We start from the raw sequence: 20,238 nt of genomic DNA on the forward strand, positions 1-20,238 counted from the left end.
TACTACGCAGCGTAGACCACGCCTCCCGGAGCGAGCGAAGCGACCGACCGATTCGGCATACTGGCCCGGTGTGCGGACTGCTGGCGTATCTGACCAACCCGTCCGTCGAGACCTCCTCCGGGCTGGTCGACGCGGTTTCGGGGGCCTCGCATCTGATGCGGCACCGGGGCCCGGACGAGCCCGGGACCTGGTCGGATGCCGATATCGTGCTCGGGTTCAACCGTCTCTCCATCATCGACATCGCGCACAGCCATCAACCGCTGCGCTGGGGTCCGCCGGGATCCCCGGACCGGTACGCGCTGGTGTTCAACGGTGAGATCTACAACTACCTGGAGCTCCGCGAGGCGCTGCGCGACGAGTTCGGTGCGGTGTTTCACACCGACGGCGACGCCGAGGCGATCGTCGCGGGATTCCACTACTGGGGTACCGAGATCCTGACCCGGCTGCGGGGCATGTTCGCCTTCGCGCTGTGGGACACCGAGACCCGTGAGCTGTTGTGCGCCCGGGACCCGTTCGGGATCAAGCCGCTGTATCTGGCCACCGGTGCGGGTGGCACCGTGGCCGGCAGCGAGAAGAAGTGCCTCCTGGATCTGGCCGCGACGGCGGGGCTGGACCTCGGGATCGACGAGCGCGCGGTGCAGCACTACACGGTGCTGCAGTACGTGCCCGAGCCCGAGACCCTGCAGCGTGGGGTGCGCCGCCTGGAGTCGGGTTGTTACGCCCGGATCCGGCCGGGCCAGGCGCCCGAGATCAACCGCTACTTCCGGCCGAAGTTCGACGCGGTCCTGTTCAAGGCCGGCTCCGGGCAGGCCCGCTACGACGAGATCACCGCGGTGCTGGAGGACTCCGTCGCCAAGCACATGCGCGCCGACGTCACCGTGGGCGCATTCCTGTCCGGCGGGATCGACTCGACGGCCATCGCCGCACTGGCGATGCGGCACAACCCGCGGCTGATCACCTTCACCACCGGGTTCGAGCGGGAAGGTTTCTCCGAGATCGATGTCGCGGTGGAGTCGGCCAAGGCGATCGGCGCGCGGCACGTCACCAAGGTCGTCAGCCAGGCCGAGTTCGTCGCCGCGCTGCCCGAGATCGTCTGGTACCTGGACGAACCGGTGGCCGATCCGGCGCTGGTGCCGTTGTTCTTCATCGCCCGCGAAGCCCGTAAGCACGTCAAGGTGGTGCTTTCCGGAGAGGGCGCCGACGAACTCTTCGGTGGGTACACCATCTACCGGGAGCCGTTGTCGCTCAAGGCCTTCGACTACCTGCCCAGACCGGTGCGCCGGTCACTGGGCAAGGCATCGCAGCCGCTGCCCGACGGTCTGCGCGGCAAGAGCCTGCTGCACCGCGGGTCGCTGACGCTGCAGGAGCGCTACTACGGCAATGCGCGCAGCTTCTCCGACGCGCAGCTGCGTGCGGTGCTGCCCGGGTTCCGGCCGGAGTGGACGCACACCGATGTCACCGCGCCGCTGTACGCGGAGTCCGACGGCTGGGATCCGGTGGCCCGGATGCAGCACATCGACCTGTTCACCTGGCTGCGCGGGGACATCCTGGTCAAGGCCGACAAGATGACCATGGCCAACTCCCTGGAGCTGCGGGTGCCGTTCCTGGATCCCGAAGTGTTCGCGGTCGCGTCCCGGCTGCCGTATGACCAGAAGATCACCCGCACCACCACCAAGTACGCACTGCGCCGGGCCCTGGAGCCGATCGTGCCCGCGCATGTGCTCAACCGGCCCAAGCTGGGTTTCCCGGTGCCGATCCGGCATTGGTTGAAGGCCGGCGAGCTGCTGGACTGGGCGCACGCCACGGTGGCGGCGTCGCAGGCCGGTCACCTGATCGACCTGGCCGCGGTGCGCACCATGCTCGACGAGCACCGCAACGGGGTCAGCGATCACAGCCGCCGGTTGTGGACGGTGCTGATCTTCATGCTGTGGCACGCCATCTTCATCGAGGGCAGCGTGACCCCGCAGATCAGTGAGCCGACCTACCCGGTGCAGCTCTGACCCCGCCCCTGAACTCGCCCAGATGAACAAACGGGCGCGAAAATCCGAGTGGATCGCGCCCGTTTGTCCGTCTCGGCGTCTGTCAGTTCAGTGCCGCCTCAGCCGATGTCGGCGCCGAGCGCCTTCGAGATCTCGGCGCCGGCTTCGTCGCCGTAGGCGGCGGTCAGCCGGCTGATCGCGGAGTCGCGGTCCCAGCTCCACTCCTGCGGGCCGGGGGCCTCCAGCACCAGGGTGGCGACCATCGAGGCCAGCTGCGCGGACCGTTCCAGGCTCAGCCCGGCGGCGCGGCCGGTGAGGAAACCGGCCCGGAAGGCGTCGCCGATGCCGGTCGGGTCCTCCTGGTGGGTTTCCGGGACGACATCGACGTGGATGAACGTGCGGTCGTCACCGGCGCCCCCTCCGGACACGATGTCGACGCCCTTCTCCCCCAGCGTGGTGACGCGCAGCTTGATCTGGCTCATCACCTGCGCCTCGGACAGGCCGGACTTCTGCAGCAGCAGGTCCCACTCGTAGTCGTTGGTGAACAGATAGGTCGCCCCGTCGATCAGTCGGCGGATCTCCTCGCCGGAGAGCCGGGCCAGCTGCTGGGACGGGTCCGCGGCGAAAGCCAGTCCCAGGGAGCGGCATTCCTCGGTGTGCCGGAACATCGCCTCTGGATCGTTGGCCCCGACGATCACCAGTTCCGGTGCGCCACTGCGCTTCACGAGCTCGGCCAGGTCGATGTTGCGGGCCTCGGACATGGCACCGGGGTAGAACGAGGCGATCTGCGCCATCGCCTCGTCGGTGGTGCAGACGAACCGCGCGGTGTAGGCGGTCTCGGAGATCAGCACGTTGTCGGTGTTGACGCCGTGGTCGTTGAGCCACCGCCGGTAGTCACCGAAGTCCCGTCCGGCCGCGCCGACGAGCGCCACGTCACCACCGAGCACCCCGATGGCGAAGGCCATGTTGCCCGCGACGCCGCCGCGGTGGATGACGAGGTCGTCGACCAGGAAGCTCAACGAAACCTTCTGCAGGTGCTCCGGCAGGAGTTGTTCGGAGAACTTGCCGGGGAACTTCATCAGATGGTCGGTTGCAATGGAGCCGGTCACGGCAATGGTCACGGGAGCTGCCCTTCGATATCTTTAACGTCGCCAAGCGAACACTACAGAGGCGGACGGGCGCGCGCTTCGGTCCGCAGCGGACAGCGGCCGGTGCGCTAGCCTGCAGTGGACTTCGTCGACCGATCGACTCTGACCGTCCGACGCCCGCCCCGATCCCGGAAAGCAGCCGATGTCCGGTCCTGTGCCGTATCCCGAATCCACTCCCCCGCAAGGCTTTCCGCCGAACCAGGGGCCTCTGTTCGCGCCGCCGCCGGCCGGCCCGTTCCCCGGCCCCTATCCGGGCGCGATGCCGCCGCCGGTGCAGTACCCCAAACGTAAACCGGTCCGCCTGATCCTGGCGGCCGTCGCCGCGGTGGTCGTCGTGGCCGCCGCCATCGGCGCGGTGCTGGTGATCTCCGCTACCGAGGACGAGCCGGCCGCCGCGTTGAACCCGGATACCGCGAAGACCGCCATCCAGGGTTTTCTGGATGCGCTGACCGACGGTGATGACCAGGCGATCGCCCGGCATGCCCTGTGCGGGCTATATGACGCGGTCGATGACCGCAGTTCGGACCTGGCGCTGGCCGATCTGACCTCGGACGCGTTCCGCAAGCAGTTCACCAAGGTCGAGGTGATCTCGGTGGACAAACTGGTGCCGTGGTCGACGAGTCAGGCCCAGGCACTGTTCACGATGCAGGTCGTGGCACCCGGCTCGGGCCGGGGGGCACCCAAGATCGGCAGCGAACTGCAGGTGGTGGCCCAGCTACTGCAGTCCGATGACGAGATTCTGGTCTGCTCCTACGTCCAGCGGGCTCGCTGAGCCCGCCGGCCGAGTCAGCAGATCAGTTGAACGAGTCGCCGCAGGCGCAGGAGCCGGTGGCGTTCGGGTTGTCGATGGTGAAGCCCTGCTTCTCGATGGTGTCGACGAAGTCGATGGTGGCGCCCTGGATGTACGGCGCGCTCATCCGGTCGACGGTCAGCGCCACGCCACCGAAGTCGGTGGTCAGGTCGCCGTCGAGGGTGCGGTCGTCGAAGAACAGGTTGTAGCGCAGACCGGCGCAACCACCCGGCTGAACGGCGATGCGCAGTGCCAGATCGTCACGACCCTCTTGGTCGAGCAGTGCCTTGGCCTTGCTGGCGGCCGCCTCGGTCAGCACCGCACCATGGGTTTCGGTGGTGGTGTCGTCCTGAAGAGTCATTGCAGTCTCCTGAAGTACCGGTAGTGATTGGCGCAATCGCGATGTAGTCAACGGTACCTTGCCGGCGTGCTATTCCCGACCCGTGCGCGTGGATCGGTCGGGCCAGTTGGCGGCGGTCCGCCGGGCCAGCCCCTGTAACTGCGTCCGGGCTTCGTCCATCGCCCGCTGCACGGACCCGGCGAACTCGGTGATGGAGTGCGCGGCGGCGATACCGGCCGGGTCCAGCGCGGCCGGATCCAGGGTGACCTGCCCGGCCAGCACCAGCACCGGGGTTCCGCGTGCACGGGCCCCGGCGGCCAGCGCGCTGACCACCTTGCCGTGCAGCGATTGGTCGTCGAAACGGCCCTCACCGGTGATGATGAGGTCCGCGGCGGCCACGTCCGCGGCCAGGTCGGTGTGTTCGGCGATGACCGCGGCGCCCGGTTCCCGGCGCCCGCCGAGGGCCAGCAGGGCTGCTCCGATCCCGCCGGCCGCGCCGGCCCCCGGCTGGTCGGCGACGTCGCCACCGAGTTCGGCGGCCCAGCTCCGCAGCCGGGTCTCCAGTAGTTCGACGGTGGCCGGGTCGGCGCCCTTCTGCGGTCCGAACACCGCGGCGGCGCCCATCGGGCCCAACAGAGGGTGTTCGACATCACTGGCGGCGATCAGTTCGATGCCGGCCAGCCGGGCCCGGGCGGCGTCCACACCGCCGAGGGCCGTCACCAGGCCACGGCCCCCGTCGGTGCACGAGCTGCCGCCGAGCCCGACGACGATGCGCCGGGCGCCCGCGTCGATGGCGGCGGCGATGAGTTCCCCGACGCCCGCGCTGTGTGCGGCGACCGCGGTGCGCGGGTCGGGCGGCCCGCCGAGCTGCGTCAGCCCGCAGGCCTGCGCACACTCGATGTAGGCGGTCTGCCCGTGCAGGACCCAGTGCGCGGTCACCCGCTCCTGGAGCGGCCCGCTGACGACGGCCGTCTGCAAACCTCCGAGGCGGCTGGCCAGGACGTCGACGAATCCGGGGCCGCCGTCCGATTGCGGGGCCAGCGTCAGCCGATCGCCACCGCGGGCCGCCCGCCACCCCGCGGCGATCGCCTCCGCGGCCTGTACCGCAGTGAGGCTGTCTCCGTAACAATCCGGCGCGATCAGCACGCCCAGGCCCGTCATTCCAGCAGCGTAGAGCCTCACTTTCGGAGGTGCATGCCGGGCGGCCGGCGCCCGGGAAGTAATCTGGACGGCGTGAATCTGCTCGGCCGCAAGAAGGACAATCCGTCACCGGAGGACGACCGATCGACCCCTCAGGAGGCCACCGGGGACGACACCGTTCCGCGGGTGACCGCCCCGAAAGGCCGGCCGACCCCCAAGCGCAGTGAGAGCAGCCGCCGGCGCGGCCCGGTCGCGCCGGCGCCCATGACCACCGCCGAAGCCCGCAAGCGCCGCAAAGAGGTCGGTGGCCCCAAGCTCACCAAGGAAGAGAAGCGCGCGCAGAAGCTGACCCGGCGCGCCGATATGGCCGACCGTCGCGAACGGATGATGGCCGGCGAGGACGCCTACCTGCTGCCCCGCGACAAGGGCCCGGTCCGCCGTTACGTCCGCGACCTGGTCGACGCCCGCCGCAATCTGCTCGGCCTGTTCATGCCGATCGCGCTCGGCCTAATCCTGATCACGCTGTCGGTGCCGTCGCCGGCGGTGCAGCAGCCGCTGTCGTTCGCGATGCCGGTGCTGCTGCTCGTGATGGCCATCGACGGTGTGCTGGTGGGCCGGTACGTGAACCGCAAGGTCGACGAGAAGTTCCCGGACAACACCGAGACCGGCTTCAAGCTGGGCTTCTACGCCGCCAGCCGCGCCTCGCAGCTGCGCCGGATGCGGGCGCCGCGGCCGATGGTCAATCGCGGCGACGACGTCTGACTCGGTACATGCCCGGTCGCTCCGCTCGCCCTGGGGTGCGGGTATTGGTCCTCGGCGGGATCCGGTCGGGTAAATCGCACTGGGCCGAGACCGATATCGACGCCCCCGCCGTGCGGTACGTGGCCACCGGCCGCACCGACTCCACCGACCCCGAGTGGTCCCGGCGTGTGCACGCCCATCGCAGCCGTCGCCCGGCACACTGGTCGACGGTCGAAACCGCCGATGTGGCAACCGAATTGCGCACCGACACCCGGACCGCGACGTTGGTCGACGATATCGGCGGCTGGCTGACCGCCATCATGGACCGCCGCGACGCCTGGACCGGCGGGTCGGTGGATGCAGATATCGACGAATTGTGCTCCGCTGTCGGAGGATTCGCTGGCGAGCTGAGCCTGGTGAGCCCCGAGGTGGGGTTGACGGTGGTCCCCGCGACCGCGGGTGGCCGGCGCTTCGCCGACGAGCTGGGCACGCTCAACCAGCGGCTCGCCGCACTGTGTGATCGGGTGGTGCTCGTGGTGGCCGGGCAGCCACTGGTGGTGAAGGGCCCCCGCGCACACGAGGAGCAGATATGAGCACGTTCCCCGCGGTGGTCCCGCCGGATCCCGAGGCCGAGCGTGCCGCCCGGGCCCGCCAGCGCAGCCTGACCAAGCCGCCCGGATCGCTGGGTCGGCTGGAAGACCTTTCGGCGTGGGTGGCCGCCTGCCAGGGCGCCTGTCCCCCAAAGCAATTCAGCCGTGCCCGCGTTGTGGTGTTCGCCGGTGACCACGGGGTGACCGCGGCGGGAGTCTCGGCGTTCCCGTCCGAGGTGACCGCGCAGATGGTGGCCAACTTCGACGCCGGTGGAGCCGCGATCAACGTGCTGGCCGAACTGGCCGGCGCCGGGGTCCGAGTCGTGGACATGGCCGTGGACACCGATCGGAGCGACGACGCGATCGGTGCGCACAAGATCCGCCGCGGCAGCGGCAACATCGCCGTCGAGGACGCGCTGACCGCCGAACAGGCCGCCGACGCCGTCGCGGCCGGGCGCACCATCGCCGACGAAGAGGTGGACGCCGGCGCCGATCTGCTGATCGCCGGTGAGATGGGCATCGGGAACACCACCCCGGCAACGACGTTGATCGCGGCGCTGACCGGTTCGGAACCGGTGGCGGTGATCGGACGCGGCACCGGCATCGACGATGCGGGCTGGGCCCGCAAGGCGTCGGCGATCCGCGACGCGCTGTACCGGGCCCGCGGCGCGGTCGCCGATCCGCTTGCGCTGCTGCGGGTGTGCGGTGGCGCCGATCTGGCCGCGATGGCCGGCTTCCTGGCCCAGGCCGCGGTGCGGCGCACCCCGGTGCTGCTGGACGGCGTGGTGGTCACCGCGGCCGCCCTGGTCGCCGAACAACTCGCCCCGGGCGCATCCGCCTGGTGGCGGGCCGGGCACCGGTCCACCGAGCCGGCGCACACCCTGGCGCTGCAGCAGCTGGAACTGGAACCGATCCTGGATCTCAAGATGTGCCTCGGCGAGGGGAGCGGCGCCGCGGTGGCCCTGCCGGTGCTGCGCGCCGCGGTGGCCACCCTGGCTTCGATGGCCACCTTCACCGAAGCCGCAGTGGCGGGCGCACCCGACCCGGTCTCATGATCTCTTCGCTCGCTTCGGCCTTCGCGTTCAGTACCGTGCTGCCGATCCGGAGCGACCGGCCGTTCGGGCGCGGCGCGCTGACCGCGCTGCCGGTCGTCGGGGTGGTGCTCGGCACCGTGGCCGCCGCCGTGGTGTGGGCCGGCACGGAGCTGTTCGGGCCCGGCGCGCTACCCGGTGTGCTGGCGGTCGCGGTGCTCCTGCTGCTCACCCGCGGCCTGCACATCGACGGGTTCTCCGACACGGTCGACGGGCTGGGCTGCTACGGGCCTCCAGAGCGGGCACTGACCGTGATGCGGGGCGGGACGGCGGGGCCGTTCGGGGTGGCCGCCTGCGTGCTGGTCATCCTGGTGCAGGGCCTGACCTTCGGCGCCGTCGAACCGGTGGCGGTCGTCGTCGCCGTGGCGGCCGGCCGGGTCGCGGTGCTGCTCACCTGCCGCCGTTCGGTGCCCGCCGCACCCGGCAGCACCCTGGGCGCACTGGTCGCGGGCACCCAGCCGCTTCCGGTGGTGGCCGCCTGGGCGCTGGTGCTGGCGGCAGCGGCGGCGTTCGCCACTCCGCGGCCGTGGCAGGGCCCGCTGGTGGTGGTGGTGGCGCTGGGCCTGAGCGCGGCGCTGGTGGCGCACTGTGTGCGCCGGTTCGGTGGCATCACCGGTGACGTGCTGGGCGCATCCGTCGAGGTCACGACGACGCTGACGGCACTGGGCCTGGCGATCCATTAGCGTCGGAGGGGTGAGTGCGCCGACCTTCACGCTGGACAACCGCTTCGCCACCGACCTGCCCGAGCTGACGATCAGCTGGCAGGCGCAGTCCCCGCCTGCCCCGACCCTGCTGTTGCTGAACGAGACGCTGGCCGATGAGCTGGGCCTGGATCCAGACTGGCTGCGCACCCCCGACGGCGTCGGGCTGCTCACTGGCACGGCCCTGCCCGCGGCGGCCACGCCGGTGGCCCAGGTGTACGCGGGCCACCAGTTCGGCGGGTTGCAGCCACGCCTCGGCGACGGCCGGGCACTGCTGCTCGGCGAATTCGGCGACGGCCGGGACCTGCACCTCAAGGGGTCCGGCCGGACCCCGCTGGCCCGCGGCGGGGACGGGCTGGCCGCGGTCGGCCCGATGGTCCGCGAATATCTGATCAGTGAGGGCATGCACGCGTTGGGCATCCCTACCACCCGCTCGCTGTCGGTGGTGGCCACCGGCGCGACCGTGTACCGCGAAACTCCCCTGCCGGGCGCGGTGCTGGCCCGGGTGGCCGCCAGCCATCTGCGGGTCGGCTCCTTCCAGTACGCCGCGGGCACCGGGGACCTGGGGCTGCTGCGCCGGCTGGCCGACCATGCCATCAGCCGTCACCATCCCGGTGCCGCGGCGGCCGCCAACCCGTATCTGGCGTTGTTCGACGCGGTCATCACCGTGCAGGCTGAGCTGGTGGCCCGCTGGATGCTGGTCGGCTTCGTCCACGGCGTCATGAACACCGACAATGTGACCATCTCCGGCGAGACCATCGATTACGGGCCCTGCGCGTTCATGGACACCTTCGACCCGGCGACCGTGTTCAGCTCCATCGACGGGTGGGGCCGCTACGCCTACGGCAACCAGCCGTCGATCACCGGGTGGAATCTGGCGCGGCTCGCCGAGACGCTGCTGCCGCTGATCGACGACGACGTCGAGAAGGCCATCGAGATCGCCACCGAGACCCTCGGTGATTACGCCACCCGCTACCAGCAGGCCTGGCGCGCGGGGATGCACGTCAAGCTCGGCCTGCCCGCGGGCACCGACGACGGGCTGGTCGACGAGCTGCCCGCGCTGTTGGAAGAGCACAAGCTGGACTACACGTCGTTCTTCCGGGGGCTGGCGCGCGGCGACGTGGCGCTGGGCCTGATGAACTGGGTGCAGCGCTGGCGCGCGCACCGGCCCGACACCGAGGCGATGAACCGGGTCAACCCGGTCTACATCCCGCGCAACCACCTGGTCGAGGAGGCGCTGGCCGCCGCCACCGCCGGTGACCTTGATCCGGCGGCCCGCCTGCTGGACGTGCTCGGCGATCCGTTCACCGAGCGGCCGGGCCTGGAGCGCTACGCCGCCCCCGGGTCCGAGGACTTCGCCGCGAGCTACCGCACCTTCTGCGGCACCTAGCGGCATCCATCCCCCGGGTCGCTTCGCTCCTGCCCCTGGGTCGCTCAGTTGAGCTTGGACATCCAGCCGTGCGTATCGGCGAAGGTGCCGCGCTGGATGCCGGTCAGGGTGTCACGCAGGGCCATGGTGATCTCGCCCGGCTGGCCGTCGGCGATGGCGAACTCCCCGTCGCGGTGCTTGACGTTGGAGACCGGGGTGATGACGGCTGCGGTACCGCAGGCGAACACCTCGGTGATCTCGCCCGCGGTGGCCTTCTTCTGCCACTCGTCGACATCGATCTTGCGTTCCTCGATGGCGAAGCCGGCATCGGTTGCCAACTGCAGCAACGAATCCCGGGTGATGCCCGGGAGCAGCGAGCCGGACAGTTCGGGCGTGACCAGGCGCGCCGACCCACCGCTGCCGAACACGAAGAACAGGTTCATCCCGCCCATCTCTTCGACGTAGCGGCGCTCGATCGCATCCAGCCACACCACCTGATCGCAGCCCTGCTCGGCGGCCTGGGCCTGCGCCAGCAGCGAGGCGGCATAGTTGCCGCCGAACTTGGCGGCGCCGGTGCCGCCCGGCGAGGCCCGCACGTACTCGTGCGACAGCCAGACGCTGACCGGCTTGATCCCGCCCTTGAAGTACGCCCCGGCGGGTGAACCGATGACCAGGTAGCGGTATTCGTCGGCGGGACGCACGCCGAGGCCGGGCTCGGTGGCGATGATGAACGGACGCAGGTACAGCGATTCCTCACCGCCGGCGGCGGGCACCCAGGCCTCGTCGACCGCGATCAGCCGGCGCAACGATTCCAGGAACACGTCGGTGGGCAGCTCGGGGATGGCGAGCCGGTGCGCCGAGGACTGCAGCCGGGCGGCGTTGGCCTCCGGCCGGAACGACACGATGGAACCGTCGGCCCACCGGTAGGCCTTCAGGCCCTCGAAGATCTCCTGGCCGTAGTGCAGCACGACGGCCGAGGGGTCCAGCTCGATCGGGCCGTACGGCACCACCTGCGCGTCGTGCCAGCCGTCGGCCCTGGTGTAGGAGACCGACACCATGTGGTCGGTGTGATAGCGACCGAATCCCGGGTCGGCGAGGATGCCTGCTCGTACTTCATCACTTGCCGGGTTGGTGTTGCGGGCAAGTGTGAACTCGAGGGGGCGGTCAGTCATGGACCGATTGTATCGCCCGAGGCTAGCGAGTTTTTACCGCCACGAACGGTGGGGTGACCACCTCGCATTCCAGTGCCCGGCCCCGTACGTCGACGGTGACCGTCTGCCCGTCGGCGATGCCGGCCGCGCTGTCGATCAGCGCCAGCGCGATACCGACTTTGAGTGTCGGAGAAAAGGTTCCCGACGTGGTGACACCGATCGGGGTCCCGCCGTCGCCATCCAGGACGGTCAGGTCGGCGCGCAGCACTCCCCTGCCCAGCGCCCTGAGTCCACGCAGCACCCGCTTGGGCCCGGCCCGCTTCTCGGCGAGCAGCGCCTCCCGGCCCCAGAACTGCTCCTTCTTCCACCCGACGGCCCAGCCGGTGCGGGCCTGCAGCGGAGAGATGTCGAGGGAGAGTTCGTGCCCGTGCAGCGGGTAGCCCATCTCGGTGCGCAGGGTGTCCCGGGCGCCGAGGCCGGCCGGCTCCCCGCCGGCGGCGCGGACGGCCTCGACCAGCGCGTCGAACACCACCCCGGCCCGGTCCCATTCCGGCAGCAGCTCGAACCCGTGTTCACCGGTGTAGCCGGTGCGGCACACCCGGGTGAACACGCCCTCGAATTCGGCGTCCGCGTAGCCCATGTAGTCCATCGATGTGGGCAGGCCCAGTCCAGCGACGATCTCGGCGGCCTTCGGGCCCTGGACCGCGAGCACCGCGTAGGAGCGGTGTTCGTCGGTGATGGTCAGCCCGGCCGGGGCGTGGCGCTGCAGTTCGGCGACCACCGCCGCGGTGTTGGCCGCATTGGGCACCAGGAAGATCTCGTCATGGGCGACGTAGTAGGCGATCAGGTCGTCGATCACGCCCCCGGACTCGTTGCAGCACAACGTGTACTGCGCCTTGCCCGGCCCGATCCGGTTGAGGTCGTTGGTGAGTGTGGCGTTGATGTAGGCGGCCGCGCCCGGGCCACGCACCAGCGCCTTGCCCAGGTGGCTGACGTCGAAGAGGCCCACGGAGTTGCGCGTCGCGTTGTGCTCGGCGACGGTGCCCGCATACGACACCGGCATCAGCCACCCGCCGAACTCGGCGAAACTCGCGCCCAGCGCGCGGTGGCGGTCTTCCAGCGGTCCGTGCAGCAGGTTGTCACTCACGAACCCACCCTAATCCGCACCCGATGCGCGGGGTCCGACTGCCACACTTGGCGGGTGGCCGATCTCGACGCACTGCAGGCGGCCGGTATCGCCGACGCGCACCGGCGGGCGCCGCTGATCGAATACCTCGAGGGGCTCGGATTCACCGCCGAGGAGATGGTGGAGGCCGAGCGCCGGGGACGGTTGTTCGGGCTGGCCGGCGACGTGTTGCAGTGGTCGGGCCCGCCGGCGTACAGCCTGCGATCGGCGGCCGAGACGCTGGGCCTGCCGGTCGAGGACGTGGCCCGGGCCTGGGCGGCGCTGGGTCTGACGGTGGACGGCCTCGATGAGCCGGCGCTGAGCCAGGCCGATGTCCACGGGCTGGGCACCTGGGCCGATATCCGGGGGATCCTCGGCGACGAGGCGGCCACCGGGTTGCTGCGGGTGATGGGGGCCAGCATGGCGCGGCTGTCGGAGGCCATCTCGTCGACCATCCGGGCCGGGTCGCCGGACATTCAGATCGAGCAGTCCCACGATGAGCTGCGCACCGCCCGGGCGTACCGGGCCGCGGCCGCCTTCGTCCCGCGACTGGGCGAGATGATCGACGCGGTGCACCGCCACCACCTGATGACCACCCGCCGGTACTTCGAGCACGTGGTGCGCGACGGGTCGGCGAATGTGGTCTGCGGGGTCGGGTTCGCCGACCTGTCCGGGTTCACCGCACTCACCCAGACGCTGACCACCGTCGAGTTGTCCGAGTTGCTCAACGAGTTCGGCGCGGCGACCGCCGATGTCGTGCACGCCGCCGGTGGCCGGCTGGTCAAGTTCATCGGTGACGAGGTCATGTGGGTGGCCTCGGACCCCGGGCAGCTGCTGCGGGTGGCCGTCGGCATCGTCGGGCACCCGCGGGCGGCGGAGGCGGGGCTGCAGATCAGGGCGGGTCTGGACCACGGCACGGTGCTGGCGATCAGCGGGGACTACTTCGGCAACCCGGTCAACCGGGCGGCCCGGCTGGTCTCGGCGGCCGCACCCGGCCAGATTCTGGTTTCCGAGACGGTGCACGCCCTGCTACCGGAGCAGCCGACCGGCCCTCCGCAGGCCCTGAGCCTGAAGGGGTTCAGCGAGCCGGTCACCGCGTATCCGCTGACCTGATTAGGGTGAACGGGGTGAGCAGCGCAACTGGTTATCAGGCCCCCACCGTCACCGTCAGCTCGTCCCTGCCCGCCAGGGGCCTTTCCGAGGCCGTCCTGGTCGTCGGCGTCGTCACCGGTGACGACGGTCCGGTGGTGGCCCTGGCGCAGACCCACGTGTCCGCCGCGGCGACCGCGGCGATCGAGTCCGGGCTCAAGGCGCTGGGGGGCACCGGCGGCGAGGGCCAGCTGCACCGACTGGTGATCGCGGAGCTTCCGGTGGCCAGCGTGCTGACCGTGGGCCTGGGTGAGCCGCGGGACTGGCCCGCCGACACCATCCGCCGGGCCGCCGGCGCGGCGGCCCGCTCGCTGGACAAGGTCTCCACCGTGGTGGCCGCGCTGGCCGCGGTGGACCTGGAGGCCACGGTCGAGGGTCTGATCCTGGGCGCCTACCGGTTCACCGAGTTCCGCAGCGACAAGACCGCACCCAAGGACAAGGGCCTGGGCAAGATCATCGCGCTGGCGGCCGATGCCAAGGCGGCGACCAAGGCCACCGCGCAGCGTGCCGTGGACATCGCCTCGTCGGTGGCCACCGCCCGCGATTTCGTGAACACCCCGCCCAGCCATCTCTACCCTGCCGAATTCGCCAAGCAGGCAAAGGCTTTGGGCGAGTCGGTCGGCCTGCAGGTCGAGGTGCTCGACGACAAGGCGCTGGCAAAGGCCGGCTACGGCGGCATCGTCGGGGTGGGCAAGGGCTCGTCCCGGCTGCCCCGACTGGTGCGGCTGACCCATAAAGGCAAGGGCCGCAACCCCAAGCGGGTCGCACTGGTCGGCAAGGGCATCACCTTCGACACCGGCGGCATCTCCATCAAGCCGGCCGCCAACATGCACCACATGACCTCCGACATGGGAGGCGCGGCCGCCGTCATCGCCACCGTGGTGCTGGCCGCCAAGCAGAACCTGCCCATCGACGTCATCGCGACCGTGCCGATGGCCGAGAACATGCCCTCGGCCACCGCGCAGCGTCCCGGCGATGTGCTCACCCAGTACGGCGGCATCACCGTCGAGGTGCTCAACACCGACGCCGAGGGCCGGCTGGTCCTGGCCGACGCCATCGTGCGGGCCTGTGAGGACAACCCGGACTACCTCATCGAGACGTCCACCCTGACCGGTGCGCAGACGGTCGCACTCGGGGCCCGCACCCCAGGCGTGATGGGCAGCGACGAGTTCCGGGACCGGGTCGCCAAGCTCTCGCAGGAGGTGGGCGAGAACGGTTGGGCCATGCCGCTGCCCGAGGAACTCAAGGACGACCTCAAATCGACCGTTGCCGATCTGGCCAACGTCAGTGCCTCGCGCTACGCCGGCATGCTGGTGGCCGGGGTCTATCTGCGCGAGTTCGTCGCCGAGGACGTGCAGTGGGCGCACATCGACATCGCCGCACCGGCCTACAACACCGGTGGCCCGTGGGGCTACACGCCCAAGGGCGGCACCGGGGTTCCGACGCGGACCATGTTCGCGGTCCTGGAGGACATCGCCCGCCAGGGCTGATTCAGCCGCGCCGAGCGCGGGTGATCTCCCCGCAAAAATTGGTGTCTCACGTGACCCCCGGCCGGCATTAGGCTGTTTGCTGACGCAATGAGCCGACCGGGGGGGACGGAGACTGTCGTGGAGGTCGACCCAGAGATCCTGCGCGCGTTCGCCGGTCAGGTGGACATCACCGCAGGTCTGATACGCGAGGCCGACGTCGGCACCAAGGTCGGCACCGCGGCGGACGGCCTGGACGGGTCGACGACCCAGTGGGCCGTACGTCTGGTCGGTGCACACGTGAAAACAGTGGTCGACGACATCGCCGCCAACGTCGACGAGATGGGGGTGGCCGTCCGCGGCGCGGGCGACACCTACGAGGTCTCCGACAGCAGTCTGGCGGGCAGCTTCGGCGGAATCTTCTGACGCCGTGCTGCCCTCCCGTCCCCGGCTCGAAGGTTGGAATCCGGACTCGTTGGCGTTCGCCGCAAAGACGGTGCGGGACAACGGCGTGGCCGTCGGGGAGGCGGTGAGCCGGGCCCACACGAGCATCGGGGAGATGCCGGAGACGCGGGCCTGGAAGGGCCCGGCGCACACCGCGGCCACCGAGATGTTCGGGCGGGCCAAGACGCGGACAGATGCGTTGGCGGAGTACACCTCCGCGATCGCCACAGCCCTCGAAGACGGTGCCGGATCCATCGGCGCAGCCCGCACGGCCTTGTTGAACAAGGCCGATGCGATCGACATGACCGGCCAGTTGCGGGTGAGTGATCAGTGGGTCGTGCTGGTCACCGGCGGGCAGATGACCGCCGAGCAGGCCGCCGCCCTGGAGAAGCGGGCCCAGGCCGAACAGGTCACGGTCAACGGACTGTTGTCGGCGGTCAGTGCGGCCGACGACGAGACGGCCGACAGCGTGATGGCTGCCGGGAAGAAGCCCGGTTTCGAGGCTCCCGACCCGACCGGTCCAGAGAATCTGTTGCCCGGAGTCGCGAGGCCCGGCGATGACGTTCCCAATCCGATGACGATGACGGGCGTGATGCAGCAGGCCATGCTGCGGGATATCGAGATGTCACAGACGATCAGGGATACAAAGGTCGAGACGGACGGGGACGTCACCACCACGACGCACACCATGCAGGACGGCAGCACTCAAGTCATCACCGAGGACAACGAATACAAATGGGACCGCGGCCCGACGCTGCGGGTGACCCACTACGACAAGGACGGAAATTTCGTGTCGCAGACAAGCACGGTGACGTGGAAGCCCGACACGACGTATGCGCTCAGGGGTGCCACCACCACCTCGACTCGGCTGGCCGACGGCACCGTCCTCGAAAACACCCAGTGGCCGGACGGCCGCGCCACGGCGACCGTGCACACGCCCGACGGTCGGCAAGGCGACATACCCATCGAACTCTTCAGCAACCCGCCGGCGGTTATCGCCGGCGGTGCCGCCACCGGATTCGAGCAGTATTTGGCACAGGGCGGCTCGATCCCGAAGCTCAGCGCCGAAGCACTCGGTGACCTACGTGTCGGCGCGAAGTTCGCGGGTCCCGCCATCGGTGTCGCCGAGATGGTGTTCAACATGGCGGGTGCCGAAACCGCATTCGAACGGTGTGTCGATACGTACGCCGGAATCGGTTCGATCGCCGGAGGTTTCGCGCCGGTCCTGGTGCCCGGCGCCGGTTGGGCAGTGGCGTCAGTGCTCTCCGTCGCTGGTTCACAGGCAGGATCCGCCTTCGGCACGTTCCTCGGAAATCAGTTCTGCTCACGATGAGAGTCGTCAGCAACGTATTCGCCTTCATCGGACTTCCCGCCGCCGCTGTGTGGTTGGCCTGGTGGGGCTTTGGGGCGATCGACCGCGGCAATGCTCCCTCCGGCATGGTCGCCCTGTTGGGCGCCCTGTTCGCCGTCGTCTTCGCCGCCGGTTGGGCTGTCATGCGACGCTGCCCTCGTCCACGTATTGAATTCGGTCCAGCCGGAACCACCATCCGGCCCCGAATGCTCTACGACACGCTTTCCTATATCTGGCACGTTGCAGCCACCCTCGCTGGTTGGGTGTACATCACGCTCGCCCCGTTCGGCCTGATCGACATACCGCACGCCCGTTCGACCCAGCCCTGGTTGATGGCTGTCGCCGCGGTGGCCGGCGCCGCGACAATCTGGAGAATGATCGCCCACGGCGGTGACAGCTATCTCAGACTCACCCCGAGCGGTTGCGAAATCTGGAACGGACCGTGGCTGGCCATGCGGCGCGCCAAGTGGGAGGACATCTCCGAAGTCAGAGACCAACCGTTACACCGAAAGCTCCGTGGCAGAGAAGTCATCGTCCTCGCCCTGCCCGAAGGGCGCAGCGGAACATTCCTCTCGGACACCGTCACCGACGACAGCGATGCACTCCGGGAGTGGGTGCGCTTCTATTGGCAGAACCCCGAACACCGTGCCGAACTCACCGATGGTCGAGCCCTGAAACGCCTCGACGAGGAAAGGTTCACGGCGTAGCTCAGCCGCCGATGAGCTCCTCGACACACGTGCGCAGCAACTCCACGTCCAGCGGTTCCGCATACCCCACCCCACCGGGGGCATACAGATAATCACCATCCTCAGCGACCCGAATCCACTGCAGGACATGACTGTTCGCATCGTCGCCCCAGTGCCGGTGGCGGTCCTGCCACGTCCGCACCGTCCCGATCGCCGCCACGTCACGGGCGTCGACGACGCTCAATGCCGCATCACCGGGCTCGGCACTGGGAATCAGGAAGCCGAAGTCGTCGTACTCGTCGACCGCGGCGGGTGCCGGCGGCAGGCGGTCTCCCCCACCCGACACCGCAACCCGGACGTGCCGTCCGGGGCCGACCAACCCGACCGACTCGGCAATCACCCCGGCCAATGCATACGACGTGACCCGATGTATGTCGACGACATCCACACCCTCATCGTCACGACGTTGCACCGCAACGAAACTCGATTCACCGGCCCGCAGACCGTGTAGCCGAAAATCAGGACCGCCTTCATCGGAAAAGCTCACCCGGCAAGCCACGGTCGCCTCGGCCCGTGCCAGCGCCTCGACCCAGTTTCGGACATCACGTAAATCACCATCGCCCAAGCGCTCTCGGACCGGCTCGCGGCTCAGCAACCAGACCGACCCGACCGGTCGACTGCGCCCCAGCGGCTGCGGCAGATCATCACGGCCATACAGAGCGCAGGCCGCCTCCAGATCGACCACCGCGATCGTGCAGACAGCCCCCGCCACCCCCATCAGCGCAGATTACTCCGCGCGGTACTGCGCATCACCTGCGGAAAGGCGTGCGCCGCCCCGTAGACCAGATACGCCTCCGGTGTCACCGGGCGTACCGGCTTCTTCTTCTGCACCGCGTCCAGGATGGCCTTGGCGACCTTCTCGGGACCGTATCGGCGGAAGGCGAAGCCCTTCTTGATCCGGGTGCGCAGCGCGTCGATCTCGGATTCGTAGCCAGGCAGGTCGAATTGGGTGCCGTCGATGATGTTGGTGTCCACCACGCCCGGGCACACCGTGGTCAAACCGATGCCCGCCGGATCCAGCTCGGCGCGCAGGCAGTCGGAGAACATGAACACCGCGGCCTTGCTGGTGGCGTACGCGTTCATCACCTGGGTCGGGGCGTAGGCCGCCATCGAGGACACGTTGACGACGTGCCCGCCCTCCCCGCGTGCGACCATCCGCGGCGCGAAGGCACGGCAGCAGTTCACCACCCCGCCGAAATTGATGTCCAGCACTCGGTCGTACTGCTCGGCCGAGGTGTCCAGGAACATCCCCGCGTGCCCCACCCCGGCGTTGTTCACCAGGATGTCGGGCACGCCGTGGCTGTCACACACCTGCTCGGCGAACCGGTTCACCGCATCGGCGTCGGCCACATCGAGCCGGTAGGCGTGCCCGCTGCCGCCGGCGGCGGTGATCTGCGCGACGGTCGCCACCGCCGCATCCTCGTCGATGTCACTCACCAGCACTTCGGCGCCCTGGGCGGCGAACGCCAGCGCGGTCGCGCGGCCGATGCCGCTGCCTGCGCCGGTCACCGACACCAACTGGTCACCGAACGGTGGGCGGTCCACGCCGACCCGGGCCCGGGTGAGTTCCCGATGCGCGGGTGCCCCGGCGAGGTGGTCGACCAGTTGGGTGACGGCACGGGCCAGCTGGGCCGGATGCGACATCGGCGCCCAGTGCCCGGCGATCAGGTCACGACGCCACAGCCGCGGCACCCAGGATCCGATGTCGGCGAAGGCGTAGGACCGCACGAACGGATCGTTGACATTGACGATCAGCTGCACCGGGACGTCGACGCGATGGTCGGCGCGGGCTTGCCGCAATCCGCGAAAGAAGTTGGCGCGGTACACCTTCATGCTGTTGGCGGCGTCGCCGGCGAAGGTCTCCGAATGATGGATGGCCTCGGGCGCAATGCCGTCCTTGAGCAACCGCCGCCGCATCTCGCCGCGCGCGAACGCGAACCGGACGGCCGCCGGCGCCAGCACCGGCGTGGAGAACGCCCCCATATAGGACAACCGGGCGAGCTGACTGAGCCCGCGGACGAAGCGCCGCGGACGGTACGGCCGCTTGAGCCCGTCGATCACGAAGCGGTTGAGGTGGTCGCTGCTCGGCCCCGACACCGAGGTGAAAGATGCCACCACGGACGCGGATTCGGGACGAGCCAGGTACTCCCACACCCCCACCGAGCCCCAGTCGTGGGCCAGCACATGCACCGGCGAGTCCGGGCTGACGGCCGCGGCGACGGCCGCGAAGTCGTCGGCGAAGCGGGCCATGGTGTAGCTGGAGAAGTGTCCGGGCACCGCGGATGCGCCCACACCCCGGTTGTCGTACCGGATGACCCGGAACCGGTCGGCGAGCAGCGGAACCACGCCGTCCCACAGCACGTGGGAATCCGGCCAGCCGTGCACCAGTACCACCGTGGGTCCGTCCGGGTTGCCCTCTTCGTAGACGGCGATCCGGGTGCCATCGGCACTCTCGACGAACCGTTCGGCGGTATCAGTCATCGCTATCCTTCGAGGTCCTTGCGCATGGCCCGGTCGCGCTCGATCCGGCGTCGGGAATCGTAGTCGCGCATGCGCTGCGGATAGCCCACCTTTTGCACGTCGTAGACCGGAATGTTGAGTTTGGCGCTCAGCTTCCGGGCCCCCGCGTGTCCGCCGGTACGGCGCCGCGTCCATTCCCCGTCTGCCGCCACCAGCACCACGGTCACCTCGGTGACGGTGGTCTCGGGTTCGACGAACGCCTCGACGCCGGTGTGGGTGGCAACCCAGTTGCGGAGGTAGTTCAGATCGGCCGAAGCCTGTTCACGTGTCTGCGCGCGCGATCCGCCTCGCGGGCGCCGCCACCTGTCCAACAGTCCCAACTGCCGATACTCCTCTCGCACGCCTTGTTCAATGGTG

General features: G+C 69.5%; 20 protein-coding genes. 12 read left to right on the top strand and 8 right to left on the bottom strand.

Translation table 11 applies throughout. The annotated features are described in order from the left end of the window. Nucleotides 1-68: 68 nt before the first annotated feature. Complete coding sequence (gene asnB, locus K0O62_RS17870; RefSeq protein ID WP_073854092.1) at nucleotides 69-2,000, top strand: asparagine synthase (glutamine-hydrolyzing); 1,932 nt, start codon at nucleotides 69-71, stop codon at nucleotides 1,998-2,000. Nucleotides 2,001-2,098: 98 nt separating this feature from the next. Here the strand turns inward: asnB and K0O62_RS17875 are convergent, their stop codons facing one another. Then, nucleotides 2,099-3,100, bottom strand: a complete 1,002-nt coding sequence (locus K0O62_RS17875; protein ID WP_073854090.1) for a carbohydrate kinase family protein — start codon at nucleotides 3,098-3,100, stop codon at nucleotides 2,099-2,101. Nucleotides 3,101-3,269: 169 nt separating this feature from the next. On the opposite strand from K0O62_RS17875, the gene K0O62_RS17880 reads away from it, so the two are divergent. Continuing rightward, complete coding sequence (locus K0O62_RS17880; protein WP_073854088.1) at nucleotides 3,270-3,899, top strand: Rv0361 family membrane protein; 630 nt, start codon at nucleotides 3,270-3,272, stop codon at nucleotides 3,897-3,899. A gap of 22 nt (nucleotides 3,900-3,921) precedes the next feature. Here K0O62_RS17880 and K0O62_RS17885 read toward each other — a convergent pair whose 3' ends face one another. Together K0O62_RS17885 and K0O62_RS17890 are read right to left on the bottom strand one after the other, a co-directional pair. Further along, entirely contained in the window at nucleotides 3,922-4,278 is a 357-nt protein-coding gene (locus tag K0O62_RS17885) for a HesB/IscA family protein (RefSeq protein WP_073854086.1), read from the bottom strand. A 69-nt stretch (nucleotides 4,279-4,347) separates the two neighbouring features. Then, nucleotides 4,348-5,418, bottom strand: coding sequence for a glycerate kinase family protein (locus K0O62_RS17890; protein WP_073854084.1), 1,071 nt, complete (start codon nucleotides 5,416-5,418; stop codon nucleotides 4,348-4,350). 72 nt (nucleotides 5,419-5,490) lie between these two features. On the opposite strand from K0O62_RS17890, the gene K0O62_RS17895 reads away from it, so the two are divergent. Genes K0O62_RS17895 through K0O62_RS17915 form a run of 5 tightly spaced genes read left to right on the top strand, consistent with a single transcriptional unit; the run spans nucleotide 5,491 to nucleotide 9,910 of the window. Beyond that, complete coding sequence (locus K0O62_RS17895; RefSeq protein ID WP_073854419.1) at nucleotides 5,491-6,159, top strand: DUF3043 domain-containing protein; 669 nt, start codon at nucleotides 5,491-5,493, stop codon at nucleotides 6,157-6,159. A 35-nt stretch (nucleotides 6,160-6,194) separates the two neighbouring features. Next, a complete protein-coding gene (locus K0O62_RS17900; RefSeq protein ID WP_073854082.1) occupies nucleotides 6,195-6,731 on the top strand; it encodes a bifunctional adenosylcobinamide kinase/adenosylcobinamide-phosphate guanylyltransferase in 537 nt (178 codons plus the stop codon). Further along, complete coding sequence (gene cobT / locus K0O62_RS17905; protein WP_073854080.1) at nucleotides 6,728-7,783, top strand: nicotinate-nucleotide--dimethylbenzimidazole phosphoribosyltransferase; 1,056 nt, start codon at nucleotides 6,728-6,730, stop codon at nucleotides 7,781-7,783. Before K0O62_RS17900 ends, cobT begins: the two co-directional genes overlap by 4 nt. Then, nucleotides 7,780-8,502, top strand: coding sequence for an adenosylcobinamide-GDP ribazoletransferase (locus K0O62_RS17910; RefSeq protein ID WP_073854078.1), 723 nt, complete (start codon nucleotides 7,780-7,782; stop codon nucleotides 8,500-8,502). Before cobT ends, K0O62_RS17910 begins: the two co-directional genes overlap by 4 nt. Nucleotides 8,503-8,512: 10 nt before the next feature. Then, nucleotides 8,513-9,910, top strand: coding sequence for a protein adenylyltransferase SelO (locus K0O62_RS17915; protein ID WP_073854076.1), 1,398 nt, complete (start codon nucleotides 8,513-8,515; stop codon nucleotides 9,908-9,910). A gap of 44 nt (nucleotides 9,911-9,954) precedes the next feature. Here the strand turns inward: K0O62_RS17915 and K0O62_RS17920 are convergent, their stop codons facing one another. Both K0O62_RS17920 and gcvT read right to left on the bottom strand, forming a co-directional pair. Then, nucleotides 9,955-11,061, bottom strand: coding sequence for a branched-chain amino acid aminotransferase (locus tag K0O62_RS17920; RefSeq protein ID WP_073854074.1), 1,107 nt, complete (start codon nucleotides 11,059-11,061; stop codon nucleotides 9,955-9,957). A gap of 22 nt (nucleotides 11,062-11,083) precedes the next feature. After that, nucleotides 11,084-12,187 (bottom strand): glycine cleavage system aminomethyltransferase GcvT, encoded by a 1,104-nt coding sequence (gene gcvT / locus K0O62_RS17925; RefSeq protein WP_073854072.1) that lies wholly within the window; start codon nucleotides 12,185-12,187, stop codon nucleotides 11,084-11,086. A 54-nt stretch (nucleotides 12,188-12,241) separates the two neighbouring features. On the opposite strand from gcvT, the gene K0O62_RS17930 reads away from it, so the two are divergent. The 5 genes from K0O62_RS17930 (at nucleotide 12,242) to K0O62_RS17950 (ending at nucleotide 17,322) form a co-directional block, all read left to right on the top strand. Beyond that, entirely contained in the window at nucleotides 12,242-13,318 is a 1,077-nt protein-coding gene (locus K0O62_RS17930; RefSeq protein WP_073854070.1) for an adenylate/guanylate cyclase domain-containing protein, read from the top strand. A gap of 14 nt (nucleotides 13,319-13,332) precedes the next feature. After that, on the top strand, nucleotides 13,333-14,844 hold the full coding sequence (locus K0O62_RS17935) for a leucyl aminopeptidase (RefSeq protein ID WP_207550979.1): 1,512 nt from the start codon (nucleotides 13,333-13,335) through the stop codon (nucleotides 14,842-14,844). Between the two features lie 117 nt (nucleotides 14,845-14,961). Further along, nucleotides 14,962-15,246, top strand: coding sequence for a WXG100 family type VII secretion target (locus tag K0O62_RS17940; protein ID WP_073854066.1), 285 nt, complete (start codon nucleotides 14,962-14,964; stop codon nucleotides 15,244-15,246). Between the two features lie 4 nt (nucleotides 15,247-15,250). After that, entirely contained in the window at nucleotides 15,251-16,597 is a 1,347-nt protein-coding gene (locus K0O62_RS17945) for a hypothetical protein (RefSeq protein ID WP_079244293.1), read from the top strand. Beyond that, nucleotides 16,594-17,322 (top strand): hypothetical protein, encoded by a 729-nt coding sequence (locus K0O62_RS17950; RefSeq protein WP_073854064.1) that lies wholly within the window; start codon nucleotides 16,594-16,596, stop codon nucleotides 17,320-17,322. Before K0O62_RS17945 ends, K0O62_RS17950 begins: the two co-directional genes overlap by 4 nt. Nucleotide 17,323: 1 nt before the next feature. Here K0O62_RS17950 and K0O62_RS17955 read toward each other — a convergent pair whose 3' ends face one another. From K0O62_RS17955 to K0O62_RS17965, 3 genes are read right to left on the bottom strand one after another with little or no spacing between them, the layout of a single operon-like run. Next, nucleotides 17,324-18,079, bottom strand: coding sequence for a hypothetical protein (locus K0O62_RS17955; RefSeq protein ID WP_073854061.1), 756 nt, complete (start codon nucleotides 18,077-18,079; stop codon nucleotides 17,324-17,326). Then, nucleotides 18,079-19,842, bottom strand: coding sequence for an SDR family oxidoreductase (locus tag K0O62_RS17960; RefSeq protein ID WP_073854059.1), 1,764 nt, complete (start codon nucleotides 19,840-19,842; stop codon nucleotides 18,079-18,081). Before K0O62_RS17960 ends, K0O62_RS17955 begins: the two co-directional genes overlap by 1 nt. Nucleotides 19,843-19,844: 2 nt before the next feature. After that, nucleotides 19,845-20,201, bottom strand: a complete 357-nt coding sequence (locus tag K0O62_RS17965; RefSeq protein ID WP_073854415.1) for an oxidoreductase — start codon at nucleotides 20,199-20,201, stop codon at nucleotides 19,845-19,847. Nucleotides 20,202-20,238: the final 37 nt, after the last annotated feature.

Source organism: Mycolicibacterium diernhoferi, assembly GCF_019456655.1.
Lineage (GTDB): Bacteria > Actinomycetota > Actinomycetes > Mycobacteriales > Mycobacteriaceae > Mycobacterium > Mycobacterium diernhoferi.

Coding starts and splice junctions, on each gene's coding strand:
- K0O62_RS17950 (WP_073854064.1), top strand. CDS start 16,594: ATGAGAGTCGTCAGCAACGTATTCGCCTTCATCGGACTTCCCGCCGCC.
- K0O62_RS17885 (WP_073854086.1), bottom strand. CDS start 4,278: ATGACTCTTCAGGACGACACCACCACCGAAACCCATGGTGCGGTGCTG.
- K0O62_RS17920 (WP_073854074.1), bottom strand. CDS start 11,061: ATGACTGACCGCCCCCTCGAGTTCACACTTGCCCGCAACACCAACCCG.
- K0O62_RS17880 (WP_073854088.1), top strand. CDS start 3,270: ATGTCCGGTCCTGTGCCGTATCCCGAATCCACTCCCCCGCAAGGCTTT.
- K0O62_RS17955 (WP_073854061.1), bottom strand. CDS start 18,079: ATGGGGGTGGCGGGGGCTGTCTGCACGATCGCGGTGGTCGATCTGGAG.
- K0O62_RS17960 (WP_073854059.1), bottom strand. CDS start 19,842: ATGACTGATACCGCCGAACGGTTCGTCGAGAGTGCCGATGGCACCCGG.
- K0O62_RS17910 (WP_073854078.1), top strand. CDS start 7,780: ATGATCTCTTCGCTCGCTTCGGCCTTCGCGTTCAGTACCGTGCTGCCG.
- cobT (WP_073854080.1), top strand. CDS start 6,728: ATGAGCACGTTCCCCGCGGTGGTCCCGCCGGATCCCGAGGCCGAGCGT.
- K0O62_RS17890 (WP_073854084.1), bottom strand. CDS start 5,418: ATGACGGGCCTGGGCGTGCTGATCGCGCCGGATTGTTACGGAGACAGC.